Raw genomic sequence first — 20,178 nt, forward strand, 5'->3', positions numbered from 1 at the left:
GTAATGGGGTAATCAAATGTTAATCTTACCAGAGGAAAGAAAAAATGAAATTTTAAATGAGTTAAAAAGAATCGGAAAGGTAAAAGTCATTGATTTGGCCAAACAATTCAATGTTTCAGAGGAAACCATCCGTCGGGATTTAACACAATTAGAGGAAAATGGGTTATTAAAAAAGGTTTATGGCGGGGCAATTAAAACAACCTTTCAATCCGGAGAACCTCCGTTTACGCAGCGTACGACAGTGAATCAAGAGGCAAAAATTCAAATTGGTAAAAAAGCAGCGGAACTTATATCCGATGGAGATGTCATTGTTATTGATGTTGGAACCACTACACTGGAGTTTGCCCATTCTATCCAAAATAAAGAAAATATAACGATCTTAACAAATTCCATTCCTGTATCAGCTGTATTAACGGAATCTCTTAATCAACAAAAGTTCACAGGTCAAATTTTACTGTTAGGCGGGCAAATTGATCCGAAACAGCAATCTGTCAGTGGTGGTATTACGGAGCGGATATTAAATCAATTCAATATTAATAAGGCCTTTATCTCAGCAGGCGGTGTTTCTATCGAAAACGGTGTTAGCAATTTTCATTTAAACGAGACTTTGGTTTCTCGAACCATGGTTAGGGTATCAAAACAAATTATTTTGTTAGCCGATTATTCAAAATTCAGTGTTGATACATTTTGTAAAATATGCCCCTTTGAGAAATTAGATATCATTGTGTGTGACCAACCACTCCCGGAATCTTGGGAAAATGATTTGAGACTAAACGATATCGACTGGATCAAAGCATAGATATCGAAAAGGAGTCAAAGAACATGAGTTTAATTGCAATAGACTTAGATGGAACGTTATTAAACCATCAAATTGAAATAAGTGAAGAAAATATAAAAGCGATTCAATTTGCCCAAAAGAATGGCATTGAAGTAGTCATTTCAACAGGCCGGGCATATTTTGATGTGCGAAGAATATGTGAAAAGGCAGGGCTTTCTACCGTTGTAATTGGTACAAACGGTGCCACTATTCATGCCAAAGATGAGAAGCTTATGTCTGCTGTTGCAATTGAGGAAAATGACGTCCAATCTATTCTTCAATGGTTAGACGAACGGAATTTTTACTATGAGGTGTTTACAAACACAGCTATTTATACGATTAGAAAAGACAGGGAGAATTTCAATCATGAGATTCAAGTGATGAAAAGAGCCGGGGGAGATTGTGAAAGGAAAGAATTAGTGGAGGAAGCAGAAAGACAACTTGATCAGTATGGGTATGTTTTTGTTGAAAACTATCATGATATCCTAAAACAAAAGGAAGATTTTTATAATATTGTAGTGTGTTCTTTTGATGAAAAGAAGTTAGCAGAAAGCCGGAAACACTTTAAAGAATTTGGTGCGTTAACAGTTGTTTCATCTGCTAATCATAATATTGAAATTACGAGCAAACATGCTTCAAAAGGAATTGCCCTTGAAAAACTTTGTTCTTTGACAAATTGCAGTTTGGACCATGCAATGGCAATCGGAGACAGCGAAAATGATCGATCTATGTTCCAAAAAGTGAAATATAGTGTGGCGATGGGAAATGCAAAACGTGAGATAAAGGATATTTGTACAATGTCCACTCTTAAAAATGATGAAGATGGAGTGGCTCAAGCCATTTACCAATACTTGAAAAATTTAGTGATACAACCATAATATAATCTATTAAAATAGCAGGTTTGTAATTAAATGTATTGGGATGGCGTATGCTGACAAGGGAGAATCTTTAAATGGATTGGATTTATATTTTGATTGCGGGTCTTTTAGAGATCGTCTGGATTATAGGCCTTAAATATTCGCACGGATTTACTGAATTCATACCTAGTGTTCTAACAGTAGGGGTTATAATTTTCAGCTTTTTTTTATTGTCAAAAGCATTACGTTTAATACCCGTGGGAACAGGGTATGCCATTTTTACGGGTTTGGGTACGGTTGGAACAATAGCTGCTGGGGCAATTTTTTGGGGAGAGTCTATCAATCTGCTAAAAATTTTTTTTGTCATGTTAATGATTTTTGGAATAATTGGATTAAAAATCGAGTCAAATGATGGTCAACAAGAAGTAAGATGATTTGTCCAAGGGTAGGTGATGAGTAGATGGCATGGCTATTACTCCTTCTTGCTGGATTTGCTGAGATTGGAAGTGTCATAAGTCTAAAACGTGCAGAAGGATTTAAAAAATTTCTTCCTGCCGTATCCTGTCTTGTATTTGGAATTTTCAGCTTTTATTTTCTTTCCCTCTCATTAAAGGTTCTTCCAATCGGACCCGCTTACGCAATATGGACTGGCATCGGCTCTGTTGGAAGTGTCTTAGTAGGCATGGCTTACTTTAATGAACCAAGAAGTAGTAAAAGAATTTTTTTAATTCTTTGTATTATAATCGGAGCTGTTGGTGTGAAAATAACTTCTGGACAGTAAGAAAAGCGTAAGCCAGAGAGAGAAGGGACTGCATTATAGACAGATAGCGAATTCAATCGAAGAAGCTGCAAGTAATGTGATTAACAATACGGGTAAAAACTCAAAAGTCTATTGCAGAGGGTGCCTTTCTAGAATAGTTATCCTTCGTTTCCTTAGACAAATGGACATTACTAGAATTGAAACAAAAACCCTGTTCTTATTGATAAAGGGTTCCGTATTGAGGTTTTATTCTTAAATTTATAGTCAAAATGACACTTAGATTGACATAAGGGGTGGTATACAAAAAAATTCTTTGTCTCTCCATTCAAAAGACAGCAATTCAGCGGTCTTTTGCTGTTTATTCCATATTTACTCTAATTCCTATCGCTGCCATAATTCCAATCACTGAAATAAGGATGGTTTCTAGTAGATTCATATAAATTCCTCCTCTGCTTTTATGAGTATCTATTATACCATTTTGTTGCTACTACTTATAATCACTCCTATAATATCCTTAGCAACTATGGAATGGGTGAGTGATCACATGGCTATTTTAAAAAATGACTGGGCTCCATTGCTTGAAGAGGAATTTAAGAAGCAGTATTATCAACAGTTGAGGAAGGATTTACAAAAAGAATATCAAACAAATGTAATCTACCCGGATGCAAATGATATTTTTAACGCTTTGCATTATACTCCTTTTCAAGACACGAATGTGGTGATAATTGGCCAGGACCCGTACCATGGACCTGGACAAGCCCATGGATTGAGTTTCTCTGTTAAACCTGGGATTGGAATTCCGCCGTCTTTAAAAAATATTTATAAAGAACTTCAAGGTGATATGGGATGTTCGATCCCGAATAATGGCTGCCTGGAGAATTGGGCTAAGCAAGGGGTTTTACTGCTTAACTCATCTTTAACTGTAAGGGCGGGGACACCAAACTCGCATAAAGATCTTGGTTGGGAGCAGTTTACTAACAAAGTAATTGAAATATTGAATGACAGGGAGACACCAGTTGTCTTTATTCTTTGGGGAAGCTTTGCTCAGCAAAAACAACAGCTTATTACATCCTCAAAGCACTTTATTATTAAATCTCCGCACCCAAGCCCGCTTTCAGCACATCGAGGCTTTTTTGGTAGCAAACCTTTTTCCCGCACAAACGATTTCTTAAGGAAAATCGGGAGGAAGGAAATTGATTGGCAAGTTCCAGATTTATAATTTCGGAGAATCTTTGTATTTTACAATTAAAAAGGGTCGTTTATACAGAATAATTTTCGCATGGAAAATAAGGGTTAATATACAAGTTATGCATAAAATCTTGTATATTAACCCTTATATAAAATATATCCTTAATGAATAAAGAGTAACTTTTCGGTCACTAGATCTGTAACTTTCTTTTTTTAAATTCTTTAATATTTGTCTTTATCTGTACGTTTTTCACTCATAAGATCACTTACGGTACCAAGTTGATATCCTTTCGCTTTAATGCCAGTTATCATAGCGTTAAGTCCAACCGCAACTGGCTTTGTAGGATGCATGAGAACCATTGCCCCATTATCCACATTTTTTACAATACGATTAACCATTTCTGTTGCTTGAGGCTTTTTCCAATCAACGGTGTCAACTGTCCATAATATAGTCTTCATGTTAAGCTGGTCCGCGACTTGAATGGTCACCTGATTGAAACTTCCGCTTGGGGGTGCAAACCATTTCGGCTTTACACCGATGGTATCTTCAATGGTATTATTCGTCTTTTCCAATTCCTTTATAGTATCACTTTTGGAACGCCTTTGAAGATCAGGATGACTATAAGCATGATTACCGATTTCATGCCCTTCTTGATAAATTTTCATGGCTATATCGGGATTCTTTTTAACCCAGCTGCCGTCAAAAAAAAATGTTGCTTTAACCTTGGAATTTTTAAGAACATTAAGTATGGGTGAAATATATTCATTTCCCCATGCAACATTAATCAGCAGAGCCACCATTGGCTTTTTCGGATTCCCTCTGTAGATTGGATTAGCAGGTAAATCCCCCAAATGAACGTTGGGCGATATTTCCTTCACTACAATTTTGGTTACATCAAATTTGTCATCTTTCTTCATTTTTTTATAGCTTTCCTTTATATTTACATCCAGCCCATTATATCCAGGTATCGCCTTCCATATCTTATCAACGGTTGCATCAATCGGCTCAACTTTATGTTCATCCCTATACATTTGAATTTTTTCGTAGAGTTTATCCTGTTTCATTTCCAAGGATGTTTTAGTATTGCCCTTAGCGATGGTATTATATGGATGAATGAAGCTCATAACTGTAAATATGAACATTGTTAGGTTTACCATAACAATTAGCGGTCTTTTCAGTTTCATAATGGTCCCCCATAATATGTTTTAAATTTTATATTCTCCATTGATCAAGGGGGCCTTGTGTTTTCCTTGTTGAAATATGATAACTTAACTTGCCCCCAGAAACATCTAAAACATTAAATTTATTTGGGAATTTCGTTTCCCTTTTGAAGGAAAAATGTTAAAAGATTCTGGAATTATTTGTGTCGAACGATAGAGCAATTCTGATACTGTGACACACGTATATCCATTCTTGTATAAATAGTCTAAAATCTTATCTAAAGCTTCTACCGTTTTACAACTCTTAGTATCTTCAAAACCATGCCAATCATGAAATAAAAGGATATTGCCGGGTTTTACTCCTTTGAAGATGGTGCTACAAATTTTACTTACAGGTGGATTTGACCAATCACGTGAATCTTGACCCCATGTCCAAATGACAACTAGCTTTCCATTTTTTACAGCAGTATTTACAATCCAATTATCATAATGACCGCCAACCGGTCGAAAAAGCGATGGTTTAAACCCGATAATTCGCATAATCGTTTTATCGGTTTCTTCCATTTCCTTTGATAACTCTCTTTGTGTCAAATGCCCGTATTCAATATGGTGATATGTATGATTGGCAATTTCGTGTCCTTCCTTTACTTCTCTTTTCAAAATATTAGGAAATTGTTTCGCTTTGGCACCAGTTACAAAGAAGGTAGCTTTTGCATTATATTTGGCTAATATGTCAAGAATTTGCGGAGTGAAAATAGGATGAGGACCATCATCAAAAGTTATGGCAACTATTTTTTCCTTAGTATTTACTTCCCACACTACTCGTCCCGTTTTTTCAAGCTCGAAACGGCTGGCAATTTGTGCAGCCGCATTTATTTGATAAGAAAATAAAGGAATCAATGAAAGAACCACAAACAAAAGTATTTTCTTCATTTAACACCTTCCCTAATATTAATGGACTTAGTTTATGAAGATTGTTTGAAAATATTATTAGGAAATGGATAAATAAGAGGGATCAGTTTAGGTTAACGAAAGAGTGGGCTATTGATGAGAGTAATCGGCATTGACTTATCTGGACCCAGTAATCATAAGGATACTGTCCTAACTGTTTTTGAAAAGCAAGGGAACCAACTAACATTTGTGAAATGGATGACCAATGTCAGCGATCTTGAAATTTTAAAAGAAGTTTCAGAACAAGGTCAAATAGATGAGCTGGTTATTGGAATCGATGCCCCATTATCTTATGAGGATGGCGGAGGAGACAGGCAAGGTGACCGTGAACTTCGAAGGTATATTGTTTCATTAGGAATGAGGCCTGGGTCGATTATGCCGCCAACATTAAACAAAATGGTGTATTTAACACTAAGAGGAATAAGGCTTAGCAGGGAAATCCAAAGTTTAAAAACCAAATACCCAATTTCGATCGTAGAAGTGCATCCAGGTGCTGTTATGGGGTCCAGGCTCTTACAAAATGATTTTTCGTATGTATTGAGTTATAAACAATATCGGTCGGACAGGAGTTTTATGAGAAGCTGGCTTGAGCAGCAAAACTTAGCAGGACTCCCTATTGCCATTGAAGAGGAAAGTCATTCGATTGATGCATGCGCGGCTGCACTCGGTGCCTGGCACTGGAAGGATCCTTCCTTACAACCAAAATGGGTTTTTCCAGCGGCTCCCCCACTTCATCCGTATTCCTATTGTTGTTAAATAGGTTTATCAGGTAAAAGAAAATTTTTAATTGAATTAGGCAAAAGACAACTCTGATACATCTGGTGTTAGGGTTCTTTTTTATTGTCTCTTATTTAAAAGATTATTGTGGGCAGCCGCATTTTGTTTAGGAGCAGATTAGCAAAAAATGATCTTGTCCCACTAACAAGTGAACAGAAATGAAGGGGAAATCTTGAATATGGGCATCAACTATAAGCGGTATTTAGCAACCTTCATAATACTTCAACGTGAAATAGGCTCTTTGTTTAGTAACAGGGACCTAATGAAAATCATAATTTGTTGAAGAGAGTAAACATCGCATCATAAGTTTTCATTTATAAAAAAACAATCGACTTTTCCACTCTCGATTCAGGTTTAACCTAAATAATTAAATACAATGGGGAGGAGAATACAAAATGTTCCAAAATGAGCTTCAAGGGTTGGGAATCGATCCTTATCAAGTTGGTCAGTTAGTTCCTATGGATTTTCAAAGCCAGGATATGTTGAGCAGACGTTGCGGTGGCTGCGGACATTGCGGTGGCTGTGGAGGCTTCCGTTGCGGCGGAATGTGTGGAGGTTTCCGTTGCGGCGGTTGTGGAGGCTTCCGTTGTGGTGGTTTTGGCTGCTTTGGCTGCGGTGGCTGCGGTGGCTGCTTCGGTTTTAGTTGTTTCGGCTTTGGCATTGGTTTTAGCTGTTTCGGTATCGGTTTTATTTAATGGTTTTGGCAGTTTGGCGGTGCGTAATTTTCTAAAAAAAAACTAATTTTATGATACGAAAATGCCCATGCGTGAATGACGCATGGGTACTTATTTATTGATATTCATATTGGACAAAAATTCGTACATAAACTGATAGTGCATAATTCGTACGATGATGAATAAGGAGGAGCTGAATGACAAAACTGAACTCGTCCTCACGTCTGAAGGTCAAAAGGGATACTTTCTTTCTTCCAGATCCAAATGGTGGTGTGTATTTTAGAAACAACTTAAGCTCATTCCGAATGGAAGGTCAAACCATCTATCAGTGGATTGAAAAATTGATTCCAATGTTCAATGGGGAGCATACATTGGGAGAAATAACAGCGGGATTAACTACCCCGTACAGGGACAGGGTTTACGAAATTGGTGAAACATTAACCGAGAACGGCTTTATTCGTGATATTAGCAAAGATGCTGCCCATCAATTATATCGGAACGTTTTAGAAAAGTATGCTTCACAAATCGAATTTATCGAAAATTTTATGGATTCTGGTGCATACCATTTTCAAGAATTCCGTAAAGCTAAAGTTCTAGCTGTTGGCTCTGGCCCCTTTATGGTTTCATTGGTTTCCGCCTTAATCGAATCAGGTCTTCCCAAATTAAACGTTTTGGTTACAGATTCCATTCCTACCAATAGGGAGAGGCTAAATGAACTTGTGCAAAATGCCCGCAAGACCGATTCGGAAGTCGAGCTAAGGGACGTACCCTTTCCAAAAGACGCAGGAAGTAGTTTCTGGAGGGAAACAATTCAGGCCTATGACTGGATTCTATATGTCTCACAGGATGGCAATATAAATGAGCTAAGGGATCTTAATCTGGTTTGCAAAGAAGAAAAGAAAGCATTTATGCCCGCCATCTATCTAGACCATATGGGGCTATCTGGTCCATTTGATCAACCGGATACAGAGGGATCCTGGGAGTCCGCATGGCGCCGAATCCATCAATCTGCCCTACAAAAAGATCGGCCGCCGCAATCATTCTCATCAACAGCAGGATCAATCCTGGCGAATGTTTCTGTTTTTGAATTTTTCAAAAGGGCTACAGGGATTACAAGTTCCAAAGATGGCCATCAAATTTACACGCTTAATCTTGAAACCCTCGAAGGAGACTGGCTTTACTTCATCCCGCATCTGGGTACGTCAAAGCCTAATAATCCAAGACTGGTGGAAGATTTTGATTTACGCCTCAAAGAGGAAATGGATACAACTGAACCATCTAGTGACCTCTTAGAGTATTTCAGTCGATTAACGTCAGAAGAAATAGGAATTTTCCATACCTGGGAGGAACAACATTTAACCCAGCTTCCACTTGCTCAGTGCTGTGTTCAAACGGTAAATCCCTTGTCAGAGGGACCGGCAGAGCTGCTTGCTGAAGTTGTTTGTGCAGGACTAACACATGAAGAAGCAAGAAAAGAGGCCGGGCTGACAGGCATAGAAATGTATGTATCGCAAATGATACATTCGACCGAATGGGGATCCAAACATCAGAAAAATATAGTGGGGGCGAACATACCTGAGGGATTTATAGGCATCGGTGCAGGAGAAACAATCGCTGAAGCTGTTTGTAGAGGTCTGCAAGTATATTTAGGCGAAGAAGTGAAAAAGAGAAAGGTTGATCAGCAGAATACGGTTTATCGTTATAAGCTGGGGGCCGTAGAAGATAAGCGATGCAGATTTTATTTTAATGCACTGACTACCTTGAATGGTGCACCGACAATTGGTTTGACAGACGATATACTAGGCTTCCCGGTAGTATGGGTAAGGTCGAGTGGACATTGGTACTGCAAGGCAGGTTTAAATACAACATTGGCATTACGAAATGCATTGCAACAAGCGCTTTTAGATGCGCAGAACAAAGTGAATGCCACAGTAAGGCAAGAGATGGAATCAACGGTTTTTATGGGGAAAAATGAAAGGAAACTGGATATCCCATCTTGTGATGAAATGACTTCAATGGAGCTATTAGATTCGTCCATTCAGTTATTAAACCGGAACCACTTACGGCTAGTAGTCTATGACCTTGCATTCGAAGATTTTTTAAATCAAGAGCTAGCAGGGGTATTTGGTGTTCAGGTACAAGAGGGGGGATCGTAATGGCAGCTCATATACTTATAGATGGTGAGGGTTTATTAGCGGATTATGTCTATGATCAATTGTCCCCCAACTATCTTGTAAGGCGCCAAAGCATTCTTGATGAGGTCCCTGAAAATACAGTCTTGGCTCTTGTTCTGCACGATACGTGGAATCCAGCCATACATCAAAAAGCAGATGAAAGGTTCAGGGCCTTAGGTATTCCTTGGCTTCGAGGTTTCGTTTCGTTTGGTGATGGAATCATTGGTCCATTCGTACGCCCTGATATGCCGGGATGTTCTCACTGTGCTGACATACGGCTTACGTTAGCTGGAACTGATCGTCAAGAAATGTGGGGACTTCGGATGAAACTGGCTGCAGGAAAAGGTGTAATTCGCGATGCATGGGCATCACGAACCGGACTATCGCAAATGGCGACCTTGATCAGTAACGAAGTGCAGAAGGTTCTTCAAGGTGACCACAGTTCCTTAGGGGAACGGGTATTCATTACGAATCTAAGAACATTAACAGTCTCCAGCCACTTTTTCTTGCCAGATCCGTTGTGCCCGATGTGCAGTCCAATACCTATAGACACAGCTGAATTAGCCCAAATTAGGCTAGAGCCTAATCCTAAATTGAATCCTAATGATTACCGCTGTCGTTCGATAGATGAATTAAAAAACGTGTTAGTCAAAGATTATCTGGATTATCGGACTGGGATCATGAATGGGAAAATGCAGGATTTAAGGCTGCCGTTCGCAGATGTTTTAGTGAACATGCCGTTGTTTGAAGGGGACGAGGGAGTAGCAGGTAGGACTACTTCTTATGAAATGAGCGAGCTAACGGCCATTTTGGAAGGATTGGAGAGATATTGCGGAATCGAACCCCGCGGCAAAAGGAAGGTGGTTCGGGATAGTTATCATAATTTGGCGGATAAAGCACTGAATCCTGCAAGGGTTGGTTTGCATGAAAAGAAACAATATGCAAAGCCCCATTTTCCGTTTAAACCATTTCATCCAGATGAACCAATGAATTGGGTCTGGGGATATTCATTTTTACAAGAACGTCCGATTCTGGTTCCGGAGTTACTGGCCTATTACAGTTTGGGATATGGGGAAGGCTTTGTTTATGAAACTTCCAACGGCTGTGCATTAGGAGGAAGTTTAGAGGAGGCCATTTTCCATGGCATTATGGAGATCGTCGAGCGAGACTCCTTCTTATTAACCTGGTATGCCAGGCTCCCTCTTCCTCGTCTTGACCTTAATTCCGCGAACGATAAAGAATTGCAGTTGATGGTTAGCCGTATACGTGAGGTGGCTGGTTATGACCTGCATTTTTACAATTCGACAATGGAACATGAGATTCCGAGCGTTTGGGCTGTAGCAAAAAACAGAAGATCCAAGGGGGCAAACATCATTTGTGCAGCAGCAGCTAATCCTGATCCTGTAAGGGCAGTAAAAAGTGCGCTTTATGAGCTTGCAGGAATGATGGTGAGGCATGACGAAATCCTCGAGAAAAATCGACCGAAATATGAAAAGATGTTACAGGATCCGTTTGCTGTACGTACCATGGAGGACCATGGGCTGCTCTATGGACTAAAAGAAGCAGAGGAAAACTTGAGCTTTCTATTGGATGGAAATCGTCCTTTACGCACCTTTGCTGAGGAATTTAAATCCCCGCTGGTGAATGCTGATTTGAAGGATGATGTTGAGGAGGTTCTAAATCGTTTCCGACGGTTAGGGTTAGAAGTTATTGTGGTTGACCAAACATCACCTATAACCAAAAGGAACGGTTTATATTGTGTAAAGGTATTGATTCCTGGAATGCTGCCTATGACATTCGGACATCACCTTGTTCGTGTAAATGGACTTGAACGGGTCCTCAACGTACCAGTGAAACTTGGATTTAAAAAGCACCCGTTAACATATGAACAGTTGAATCCATATCCCCATCCTTTCCCATAACTGAAGTGTAGGAGGTGCCAGGTTGGAACTAGATACATTTCTTTACAATCTTCATTTTCACCCAGATAAAATCTCTCCACCGGAGTGGCAACCGGATTGGGGAGACGCACCACTTCCTTATAAACTGTACCGTGGCTTACCAGAGATTCCACTTACCGCAGATGTACCGTTGACTCTCGAGGGGCGAGAAGCTCATTTAATACCCAGTCTGGAGGAGTTTGGTCATTACTTATGGTATGTATACGGCATTACGCGATACGCTCAAGCAGCTTTCATAGAGGGCGCCGAGGAAAAAGCTGCTGTAAGCTATGCCCAATTATTCCGTAGATTTGTCCCCTCTGGAGGGGCACTTTATCCAAATGAATTATATGTGTATTTAAAACTGGAGGGCGCACCGGAGGGAATTTACCATTATGATGTGGCTCACCATCGCCTCATATGCTTGCGGGAAGGCAATTACGATTCCTACCTTTCCAGAAGTCTTGGAAATCGTTATAATCTTTCAGACTGTTTTTGCACTGTTTTTGTATCGACGGTTTTTTGGAAAAATTTTTATAAATACAATAATTTTTCCTACAGACTACAAGGGTTAGATGCTGGCGTGCTTATTGGGCAATCGTTGGAAGTGGCGGATAGTATGGGGTTCTCATCACGGGTATGTTATCAATTTCTTGATCGTTCTATCAATCATTTGCTTGGGCTGCCCGAACAGGGCGAAAGTGTATATGCTGTCATCCCATTATCCATTTATAATGTTGACGAATATAAAAGTGATAATATTTCTGCAACGGAATTGTCACGGGAAGTTCCAATGCTTAAAGCTGTAACCTATAACCGTTCAAAAAGAGTCATTGATTATCCTGTGCTGAAAGAGATGAATACAGTCTCGATGTTGGAAACAACACAAGCATTTGTGAACATAAGAAAAGATGAACACCTTAATCATTCTTTAGGTACGGAGTTAGTCATGCTGCCATTTACGGAGGCAATATCGTTTGACCTGGCTTCCGTTTTCAGAGAGCGTCACTCTCCTGATATTGATTTTATGTTAGGGAAGGTCAGCCAAACAAAAATATCCACTTTGTTAAAAGAGACTTTTTCATTCTCATATCAAAAAGACCTTGGAAATGATGAGACTGGTTTACATTTGTATGGCAGTTTTTACAATGTAGAGGGTGTTCAAGATGGTGCATACGCCTATGACAAAAGCGCTCATGCCCTTCGGAGAATATCTATGGGGGATTTCCGGGAGTATATGCAATATAGTTTAACAATGCCCAATATAAATCTGTTTCAGGTACCTCTCTGCCTCCATATTGTTGGAGATAAGGACCACCTCAAAAAGGAACTGGGCTATAGAGGATACCGGATTCAACAGATGGAGACGGGAATACTCTTGCAGCGTCTGCTCTTGACAGCATGTGCCCTAGAGATGGGGGGGCACCCGCTATTAGGATTTGACGTGAACCAAAGTGATGAACTTTACGGAATCAATTCGAAAGAAAAAACTAGCCTGATCCAAATTCCTGTCGGTCCATACCGTCCACGTGTCTGGTTAAAAGGAATTTTGAATAGTTAGAGTTATATTTTACATTTAATCAGCACTTGTCCACTCACTTCCATTTAGCGTGCATATATTATTATTACCACCAGATCACCAGACATAGAGAAATACCTCTGAAAAGGCGTATGCATGTATTGCAGACGCTTTTTATTATTAGAAATGATTTCAGCAACTAGCAGAATTTTTTCCTGCTATATGATGTTTGTCCAAACGTCTTTTGTCTTAAGAAATATATATATACAGAGGGTTTTTTCCTTCGAATAATCCAAGTGGGTGGTGAAACGTATGGGCTTTGGATACGGCTATGGCTGGGGCGGTTATGGATACGGCGGCGGCTTCTATGGTGGAAGCACATTTGTTTTAATCGTAGTATTGTTCATTCTATTAATCATCGTTCTATCTAGTTGGGTTTAATAAACCAAACGAAGGGATTTTGGACTTTGTTCAAAATCCCTTTTTTATTATGAATTTTCTTTTTGAAAAAATAAAGCGAACTGCATCAAGCGCGGTTCGCCCTTAAACATACCGATTCCTTCCTGACAGCATGCCAAACAGCATAACGATGCCAGAAACAATGATCAGTGTATACAGTGGAATGGTCCACATATGGGTCTTGTCAAATAAATAGCCAATAAACAATGGGCCAGCTGCTGCAAGGATATAGCCGGTCGATTGGGCCATTCCTGATAACTCTGCGGCTTGAGCAGCCGTGCGGGCACGAAGTCCCAGATAGCTTAAAGCCAATGGAAAGCTGCCTCCTAATGCAATCCCAATTAACGTAATACTGACCATTAAAATGGGAAGGGATGAACCCAGAAGCAATCCTCCATATCCAACAATTGCACACAAACTTAGCATGAAACTAATCCATGATTGTGAACGAAATCGCCCAGCGATGACCGGGATGATGAAACTAGCCGGCAAACCTACGATTTGGGTAAAGGAAAGCAGCCAGCCTGCGGTTCCTATACTCATTCCATGGCTAGTTAAGATCTCTGGTAACCAAGAAATTGTTACATAAAATAAAAAGGACTGAAATCCCATGAATATGGCGATTTGCCAGGCAAGAGGGGAGCGCCAGACATGATTATGGCGAGAACTGGTTTTTTGGAATCCTATTTGGCTGCCTTGATTGGATTTAACCAGAAAGGCCCACACCAGGATCGCCAGTATCACCGGAATTCCCCATACACTTAAGGATCCCTGCCAGCCAAGGTTTAAACCAGTAGCTAAGGGAACACTTACTCCTGATGCTAATGATGCTATTAATCCCATTGAGGTGGAATAAACACTTGTGATAAGCCCAAACTTCTGTGGGAATTTGTCCTTAGCAACTGCGGGCAAAAGAACATTGCCAATCGCGATACCCATTCCTATAAAAAGCGTCCCAGTAAAAAGAAATACCGTCATAGGAATCGACCGAATGCCAATCCCAATCAAAATAGAGATCATCCCTATTAGGAGTGTTCTTTCATTAGTGAAACGACTAGATAGTTTTGGAACAATCGGTGACATGAGGGCAAAAACAATTAATGGCAAACTCATTAAAAGGCCTGCACTCCAATGGGCAAGTCCAATGTCATTCTGAATCATGCCAACTAATGGCCCTACTGAAGTAATTGTAGGACGCAAATTAAAGGCTATAAGGACAATCCCAATAATGAGCATAATATAATAGGCTGATTTCGTTTGGGAATTTGTCATTTGTAATTCCATTAAAAAACTCCTTTCTAACAATTATTGCTTTTAAAGTATAGCATATTGAAAAGAGATAAAGTGTACTGTCGCTTTCAATGCAACTGGATGGCGTTCCTGCACGGGAATATTTCATTTTTAATGAACAGATCTGAGTACAGAAAGAACTCTTCTCCACATAAGAAGAGAAGAGTTCGGGGGCTTTTAGATTTTGTTTTTATGATTTCATTTGATGCTCTTTATAACATTCAAAACGTCGATCTTTCAAATAATGAGGATACTCTCTTGCTTTTTTAATTAAATTAAGATCCATCTCTATTAAACAATTGCCTTCACGATCATCCAACTGGGCAAGCAATTGACCGAATGGATCGGCAGCGGCACTTTCACCGAAAAACAATGTATTTTCTTCCATGCCAACCTGATTGGTCGTGGCTACAAAGATTTGATTCTCTGCTGCACGAGTTTGGATGTAAAGTTTTTGAATATGTTGGAAAGGAGCCATATTTGCTGTTGGTGCTAGAATGATTTCAGCTCCTTGTAAGGCCAAAGAACGTGCTGACTCAGGAAACTCGGTATCATAGCAGATCATGATTCCGATTTTTCCTATATTCGTCGGCCAAACCTTGAAGGAGGAACCAGGTTGAAAATATTTATATTCCTCATCCCAAAGGTGGACTTTTTGAAAGGTTCCAATAACCTCGCCATCTTCACCAATAAAACAGGCTGAATTGTAAACGGATCCATTCTGCTTTTCAGGAAATCCAAATACCACTTTGATCCTGTATGTTTTTGCCCATTGTTGGATTTGCTTGATGGAAGGTCCCTTCGTATCTTCAGCTAACTCCAGTGTTCTTTCCCTCGTAAAGTATCCGGTAAGGAACAGCTCTGGAAAAAGAATTAAATCCGCGCCTTCTTCTGATGCTTTGACCATCGCTGATTCCATTTTTTCTAAATTGGCTTGTTTATCAAATAACACAGGCTTTTCTTGGGCTAATACAATTTTAGGCATCAAGTTGCTCTCCTTTATAATCAACTGTACTTTCTTCTTCCGCTTTATTCTCTTGATTTAATACCCAGTGCGTGTTTCCCCGGGGCTTGAGGTAAAGGAAATAGTATACAAGCGCTAAAGCAAAGACGACAGCACTAATCATTAAATCCCTCCCTGTTTGTTGCGATAGGGCGGCAATCGCCCCGACAAAAGCGATGATAGGAATAACTGGAAATAATGGTGTTTTAAATGGGCGATAAAGGTCTTTATCACGTAAACGGCTTTTGATGACACATAAAGCCACTGTTGCATATAAAAGGACGATTGTAACGGATGTGAAGGTAACCATTGTAATTAAGCTTGAATCAAAGCAGACAGCTGCCCCAATAATACCCATAATTAAAGTTGCAATCCAAGGCGTTTTAAATTTAGGATGAATGGTTGTTAATGCTTTATTGATCTTGTCTGGGAAAGCTTTGTCTCTTCCGGCGCTATAATAGACACGCGAGAATTGCAGGATGACCGCTAGAACACAGTTAATCATGGCAATAGAAGCACCAGCATTCAAAAATAGAATTGCATTTTTACCTATATACATTTCACCGATGTAGTTAACAGGAGCTGAATTGGACAGAAACGCTTTTAAATCAGGAACAGAGATTAATACACAAAATAGAGGAATGATTTGGGCTAACACGCCGATCAATGCTGAAGTAAACAGGGTCTTGCCAATATTGGCGTTCTTGTCTGTTTCCTCCGAAAAGTTAATCGAACTATCATATCCATTGTAGGAAAATAAGGCCACCGTAACGGTTGCAAACAGGGTCGACCATGATACAGGGCTAAGAGAATGATTAGCTGATAGAGCTACTGGATGCAAGAGAGATCCAATTCCTTGATGTGGGTGAATAATCGTAAAGATTGCAAGAATACCAACGACAGCCAATTCAAGAATAAGAAAAACTTCCACGAATTTTGCATTCCATTTCATGGATAAAATTGTGACGATTGTACAAAGAACCATAACACCAAAAGCGGACATATTCATCGTCCAGCCTGGAAAAATCTTCACTAGATAATTGGCTGCACCAAAAGCGATGGTGGCAGGAAGGAAAATTCCCTGGATCAAATAGTTTAAAAGTGCTAAAAAACCAATTGGCCGGCCAAGCACACGATAGACGATGCTGTATAATCCCCCTGCTCCGGGATATAATGCCCCCAATTCACCCATACATAAAGCCACACATAAGGCAATTAATGCGGCCCCAAGGAAAGAAATAAATGTGCCTGTTCCCGCTGTAGCCAATACTGCCGGGACCATAAGAAAAACTCCTGTAGTAGGGCTGATATCACTTACAGAGATGGAGATATTTCCGAAAATTGAGAGAGACCGGGTTAATTGAGTTTTCTTTTTCGCAGTATTAGACATCTAGCACACTCCCTTAATCCAAATTGTATTGATATTGAGATAAAACAGATAAAGGCAATTCCATCCGGGTGGTCATTAGAGGATCCACAACCTGACAAATTCTCAAATCTCCAACAAGACTAAGCAGCATACCCGCTTCATTAAATTCCAGCCCAATCTCTTCGGTAAGAAATTGATGCATATGGATGGTCGCCTGTTTAGCTGCTTTGTCCAAAGTTTCGGCGGAGGCAATCGTCATGATATGTTCCCCTTCTCGAAGCAGCGGTAACGGGTACGTTTTATCTTTTAGGACACTTACTTGGACCGTAATCTCACCGGGAATTTCCAGCCCGCAGATAATGACTTCGCCATCTCCCATTACAGCATGAAGATCTCCCATCGAAAGCAGGGCACCAGGCACATTTACAGGTAAATATAGTATTGCCCCTTCAACAATTCTCTTACAATCCATATTCCCGCCGTGATCGCCAGGGGTACCTGTAGGAACCTCCTTTTGTGCGGGAGCCGTTCCAATCACTCCAATCATAGGGCGAATCGGTATTTGCAATTTCTCGTTAAACTGGGCATAACCATTTTCAATTCTTATTAATTTCGTTTTTTCTTCTTGAATAAATTCCCCAAGGGCGCCTAATTTTGGAGCAACGGTCATGACCCCTTGATTTTCGATTGAAATCTTTTTAATTTCAACCTTAAGAATGTCACCTGGTTCCGCACCTTCAATATATAAGGGACCTGTTGCCGGGTTAATTTGGTCCCATCCAACGCTGCTAAACAAATGTTCTTCTGATTGAATTTTATTGCTGAAGCAATCAAACGATTCAAAAGTAACGGTTGCCCCATTTGGGCTTACTAATGCCGGAGGGTTTTTCGAAGAAAAGTTAAGAATAAACTCCTCCTTGGCTATTTTGTAATTCGGTTCGGTAACGGTCATGATCATGCCCCTTTCTTTTTTTTTATTACAAAACTATTCAAAATATTTAGAACACTTCTGTAAAATAATATCATATTATCTTAGATTTATCCTTGAACAACTTGTAAAAAGATTTGCTCATCTAATTTAACATCATGTTATAAAGTCTATTTATGTTTAGGAACAGGAATAAAAAATGTCGAGGAGGCAATATGGTGGCCGCTCATACTAATTGAATTGGTCAAGTTAATTGGAAGTAATATGGGGGAGGAATGTTTTCCATTAATATGGAAAAAATAAATATAATTATTTACAGCATAGAGAGGAAGACCATCAGGTTGCATTTTATCATTGGGGTAATAGTAATATTAGTTTCACTAAAATGGGCAAAATGGAAGGAATGGCAGCGTTATTATCCGACCATGATCTATATTGTTTCCATGAATCTCCTTTATAAATATTTTGCTTTAAGCAATTTCCATTTATGGAAATTCAATTCAGTTGACCTTGTTTTTAAAAACGAAACTTCGATTTTTTTGTGGCACACCCTTCTGATTAATCCATTGTTTACCATTATTTTTCTGTCCAATTTTCCAGAGGAGCGTTTTCTTAAGAAATGCTTTTACATAACAAAATGGGTAACAGCATTTATTTTAGTGGAATGGCTGCTGTTAAGATTTGACCATGTAAACTATTTTAATGGCTGGAAATTAGGCTGGACAACCTTTTTCGATTTTACCATGTTTACCATGCTGAGGATTCACTATAAAAAGACACTTTTGGCCATTTTTCTATCGATCCTCTTTACCTTATTTTACTTAATTATTTTTGGGTATTTAACACCAAAATAAGCTAAAAAAAACGAGCCGAACACACTTTTTAACGCATTAAAGCGTCGGGGGTCAGACCCCAGGTGATGATATGACCACTAATTCAACAAATGGAAATAAGGATAAGGCGCCTAAATTCACTTGGGGAGGTATTATTACTCTCGCTATGATCGGTTTGTATTATTATGTTATGGTTGTCATGGGGGTAGGAAAAATGATTACATTGTATCTTTTTCCAAAATAAAAAATGCTTCTTTTTGCTTGATATATTTCGATCATTCCTGTTAAAGTTGTCCCTTTTTTTACATATTTTACCTATAATAGATTTATAAATACTTAAACATTAAGTTAAAAAATAGGAGTGTTCGAATGGCCTATCAGCAAAAAACTAATGAAACGGAAAACAGTGTAGTGGAGTTTATTGAGAGTGTGGAGAGTCCGAAGAAACGTGAAGATGCTTATAAACTACTAGAAATATTTACTGAAGCGACAGGATTTGAAGCAAAGATGTGGGGTCCGAGTATCATCGGATTTGGCTCCTATCACTATAGATATGATTCAGGTCATGAAGGAGATGCCCCTCTTGTCGGCTTTTCACCTCGTAAAGCTAAAATTAGTTTGTATTTTGCTCCAGGTATTACTCAGCGACAGGCATTGCTAAAGGATTTTGGAAAACATACGGCTGGTAAAGGCTGTGTGTATATCAATAAGGTTGCAGATATCGATATACCCGCATTGCAAACGCTCATTCAACAATCCATTCAGTTTTTGCAAAATACCTATCCTGCTTCATAATCAAAAACCCCCTGATTTGACATTCAAAGGGTCTTTGGATGAAGTTGATTAAGCACATAGGGAATAAATTCTGAATAGTTATCAATATGAAAATCCGCTTCAATAGTTCGGTTTTGAAAGGCAACCGTTTTTATGTTTAATTTTCTAGCAGGAATTAAATCCAAGTCGCGATCACCCACTACTAAATCAATATGGAATTTTTTTAGGACAAATTCATAAGAAGAAATATGGGGTTTTCTTGTAAAACCTTGTTCTTCAACGGAAACAATTTCTTTAAAGTATTTTCTTAAGTGGAATTTCTCAAGAAGAAAAATAGTCGATTCCTTATCACGATGCGTGACGATAATATTGTTTTCAACAGTAGATAAAACATCCTCTAAGTGTTCAAATGGCCTGCTGCTCTTTTTTGAATAATCATTATGGAGTTTTTGGAATTCGGGTCTACGATTTTCATCAATTCCATAATATTTAAATGCGAATTTGGAATTCTTTTTCAACACCTTCAACACTTCGCTGTGGTCCAGGTCTTGGTTAGTTAATTGAACGAATCCTTCAACTATCGATGGATAGGTGTCAAAAAGTGTCCCATCGAAATCCCACAATATATTCATCAAGATCCCTCATTTCAATCGTGATTGGTTATAAAGATTACCATATCAAACAGAAGTGTGTGTTTCAAATAA

21 protein-coding genes are annotated in these 20,178 nt (G+C 39.1%); 14 read left to right on the forward strand and 7 right to left on the reverse strand.

Going from position 1 to position 20,178, the window contains the following annotated elements:
- Nucleotides 1–16 precede the first annotated feature (16 nt).
- From ACZ5XR_RS01185 to ACZ5XR_RS01205, 5 genes are all read left to right on the forward strand, one after another.
- Nucleotides 17–799 (forward strand): DeoR/GlpR family DNA-binding transcription regulator, encoded by a 783-nt coding sequence (locus tag ACZ5XR_RS01185; RefSeq protein ID WP_464499889.1) that lies wholly within the window; start codon nucleotides 17–19, stop codon nucleotides 797–799.
- Nucleotides 800–822: 23 nt separating this feature from the next.
- Nucleotides 823–1,695 (forward strand): Cof-type HAD-IIB family hydrolase, encoded by an 873-nt coding sequence (locus ACZ5XR_RS01190; RefSeq protein WP_464499890.1) that lies wholly within the window; start codon nucleotides 823–825, stop codon nucleotides 1,693–1,695.
- 74 nt (nucleotides 1,696–1,769) lie between these two features.
- A complete protein-coding gene (locus tag ACZ5XR_RS01195; RefSeq protein WP_464499891.1) occupies nucleotides 1,770–2,108 on the forward strand; it encodes a DMT family transporter in 339 nt (112 codons plus the stop codon).
- A gap of 26 nt (nucleotides 2,109–2,134) precedes the next feature.
- Nucleotides 2,135–2,455 carry a DMT family transporter gene (locus ACZ5XR_RS01200; RefSeq protein ID WP_464499892.1) on the forward strand — a complete coding sequence of 107 codons (321 nt, stop codon included), beginning with the start codon at nucleotides 2,135–2,137 and terminating at the stop codon, nucleotides 2,453–2,455.
- Between the two features lie 523 nt (nucleotides 2,456–2,978).
- The gene (locus tag ACZ5XR_RS01205) at nucleotides 2,979–3,653 is read left to right on the forward strand and encodes a uracil-DNA glycosylase (protein WP_464499893.1); all 675 of its coding nucleotides are present in this window, start codon (nucleotides 2,979–2,981) and stop codon (nucleotides 3,651–3,653) included.
- Nucleotides 3,654–3,844: 191 nt separating this feature from the next.
- On the opposite strand, the gene ACZ5XR_RS01210 is transcribed toward ACZ5XR_RS01205, so the two are convergent.
- Nucleotides 3,845–4,807 (reverse strand): polysaccharide deacetylase family protein, encoded by a 963-nt coding sequence (locus tag ACZ5XR_RS01210; protein WP_464499894.1) that lies wholly within the window; start codon nucleotides 4,805–4,807, stop codon nucleotides 3,845–3,847.
- A gap of 105 nt (nucleotides 4,808–4,912) precedes the next feature.
- Nucleotides 4,913–5,716: a polysaccharide deacetylase family protein gene (locus tag ACZ5XR_RS01215; protein ID WP_464499895.1), complete on the reverse strand. Its 804-nt coding sequence runs from the start codon at nucleotides 5,714–5,716 to the stop codon at nucleotides 4,913–4,915.
- Nucleotides 5,717–5,830: 114 nt separating this feature from the next.
- Between ACZ5XR_RS01215 and ACZ5XR_RS01220 the strand changes: the two genes are divergently transcribed.
- From ACZ5XR_RS01220 to ACZ5XR_RS01245, 6 genes are all read left to right on the forward strand, one after another.
- Entirely contained in the window at nucleotides 5,831–6,490 is a 660-nt protein-coding gene (locus ACZ5XR_RS01220) for a DUF429 domain-containing protein (RefSeq protein ID WP_464499896.1), read from the forward strand.
- Nucleotides 6,491–6,906: 416 nt separating this feature from the next.
- Nucleotides 6,907–7,206 carry a heterocycloanthracin/sonorensin family bacteriocin gene (locus ACZ5XR_RS01225; RefSeq protein ID WP_464499897.1) on the forward strand — a complete coding sequence of 100 codons (300 nt, stop codon included), beginning with the start codon at nucleotides 6,907–6,909 and terminating at the stop codon, nucleotides 7,204–7,206.
- A 176-nt stretch (nucleotides 7,207–7,382) separates the two neighbouring features.
- Nucleotides 7,383–9,341 (forward strand): putative thiazole-containing bacteriocin maturation protein, encoded by a 1,959-nt coding sequence (locus ACZ5XR_RS01230; protein ID WP_464499898.1) that lies wholly within the window; start codon nucleotides 7,383–7,385, stop codon nucleotides 9,339–9,341.
- On the forward strand, nucleotides 9,341–11,281 hold the full coding sequence (locus ACZ5XR_RS01235; RefSeq protein ID WP_464499899.1) for a TOMM precursor leader peptide-binding protein: 1,941 nt from the start codon (nucleotides 9,341–9,343) through the stop codon (nucleotides 11,279–11,281). Before ACZ5XR_RS01230 ends, ACZ5XR_RS01235 begins: the two co-directional genes overlap by 1 nt.
- 22 nt (nucleotides 11,282–11,303) lie before the next feature.
- On the forward strand, nucleotides 11,304–12,860 hold the full coding sequence (locus ACZ5XR_RS01240) for a SagB family peptide dehydrogenase (RefSeq protein ID WP_464499900.1): 1,557 nt from the start codon (nucleotides 11,304–11,306) through the stop codon (nucleotides 12,858–12,860).
- Nucleotides 12,861–13,130: 270 nt separating this feature from the next.
- Nucleotides 13,131–13,259, forward strand: coding sequence for a YjcZ family sporulation protein (locus tag ACZ5XR_RS01245; protein WP_464499901.1), 129 nt, complete (start codon nucleotides 13,131–13,133; stop codon nucleotides 13,257–13,259).
- Between the two features lie 102 nt (nucleotides 13,260–13,361).
- Here ACZ5XR_RS01245 and ACZ5XR_RS01250 read toward each other — a convergent pair whose 3' ends face one another.
- The 4 genes from ACZ5XR_RS01250 to ACZ5XR_RS01265 form a co-directional block, all read right to left on the reverse strand.
- Nucleotides 13,362–14,561: a CynX/NimT family MFS transporter gene (locus ACZ5XR_RS01250; protein ID WP_464499902.1), complete on the reverse strand. Its 1,200-nt coding sequence runs from the start codon at nucleotides 14,559–14,561 to the stop codon at nucleotides 13,362–13,364.
- A gap of 196 nt (nucleotides 14,562–14,757) precedes the next feature.
- A complete protein-coding gene (locus tag ACZ5XR_RS01255; protein WP_464499904.1) occupies nucleotides 14,758–15,552 on the reverse strand; it encodes a carbon-nitrogen hydrolase family protein in 795 nt (264 codons plus the stop codon).
- On the reverse strand, nucleotides 15,545–16,960 hold the full coding sequence (locus ACZ5XR_RS01260; protein WP_464499905.1) for an APC family permease: 1,416 nt from the start codon (nucleotides 16,958–16,960) through the stop codon (nucleotides 15,545–15,547). The genes ACZ5XR_RS01255 and ACZ5XR_RS01260 overlap by 8 nt, the downstream gene beginning before the upstream one ends.
- A gap of 13 nt (nucleotides 16,961–16,973) precedes the next feature.
- The gene (locus ACZ5XR_RS01265; protein ID WP_464499906.1) at nucleotides 16,974–17,891 is read right to left on the reverse strand and encodes an acetamidase/formamidase family protein; all 918 of its coding nucleotides are present in this window, start codon (nucleotides 17,889–17,891) and stop codon (nucleotides 16,974–16,976) included.
- 317 nt (nucleotides 17,892–18,208) lie between these two features.
- Between ACZ5XR_RS01265 and ACZ5XR_RS01270 the strand changes: the two genes are divergently transcribed.
- The 3 genes from ACZ5XR_RS01270 to ACZ5XR_RS01280 all read left to right on the forward strand — a co-directional run bounded on the left by ACZ5XR_RS01270 (nucleotide 18,209) and on the right by ACZ5XR_RS01280 (nucleotide 19,495).
- Nucleotides 18,209–18,721, forward strand: coding sequence for a CBO0543 family protein (locus tag ACZ5XR_RS01270; protein WP_464499907.1), 513 nt, complete (start codon nucleotides 18,209–18,211; stop codon nucleotides 18,719–18,721).
- Nucleotides 18,722–18,791: 70 nt separating this feature from the next.
- The gene (locus ACZ5XR_RS01275) at nucleotides 18,792–18,944 is read left to right on the forward strand and encodes a hypothetical protein (RefSeq protein ID WP_464499908.1); all 153 of its coding nucleotides are present in this window, start codon (nucleotides 18,792–18,794) and stop codon (nucleotides 18,942–18,944) included.
- Between the two features lie 125 nt (nucleotides 18,945–19,069).
- A complete protein-coding gene (locus ACZ5XR_RS01280; RefSeq protein ID WP_464499909.1) occupies nucleotides 19,070–19,495 on the forward strand; it encodes a DUF1801 domain-containing protein in 426 nt (141 codons plus the stop codon).
- 23 nt (nucleotides 19,496–19,518) lie between these two features.
- Here ACZ5XR_RS01280 and ACZ5XR_RS01285 read toward each other — a convergent pair whose 3' ends face one another.
- Nucleotides 19,519–20,106, reverse strand: a complete 588-nt coding sequence (locus ACZ5XR_RS01285) for an HAD hydrolase-like protein (protein WP_464499910.1) — start codon at nucleotides 20,104–20,106, stop codon at nucleotides 19,519–19,521.
- Nucleotides 20,107–20,178 lie beyond the last annotated feature (72 nt).

The organism is Neobacillus sp. Fa239, assembly GCF_055395235.1.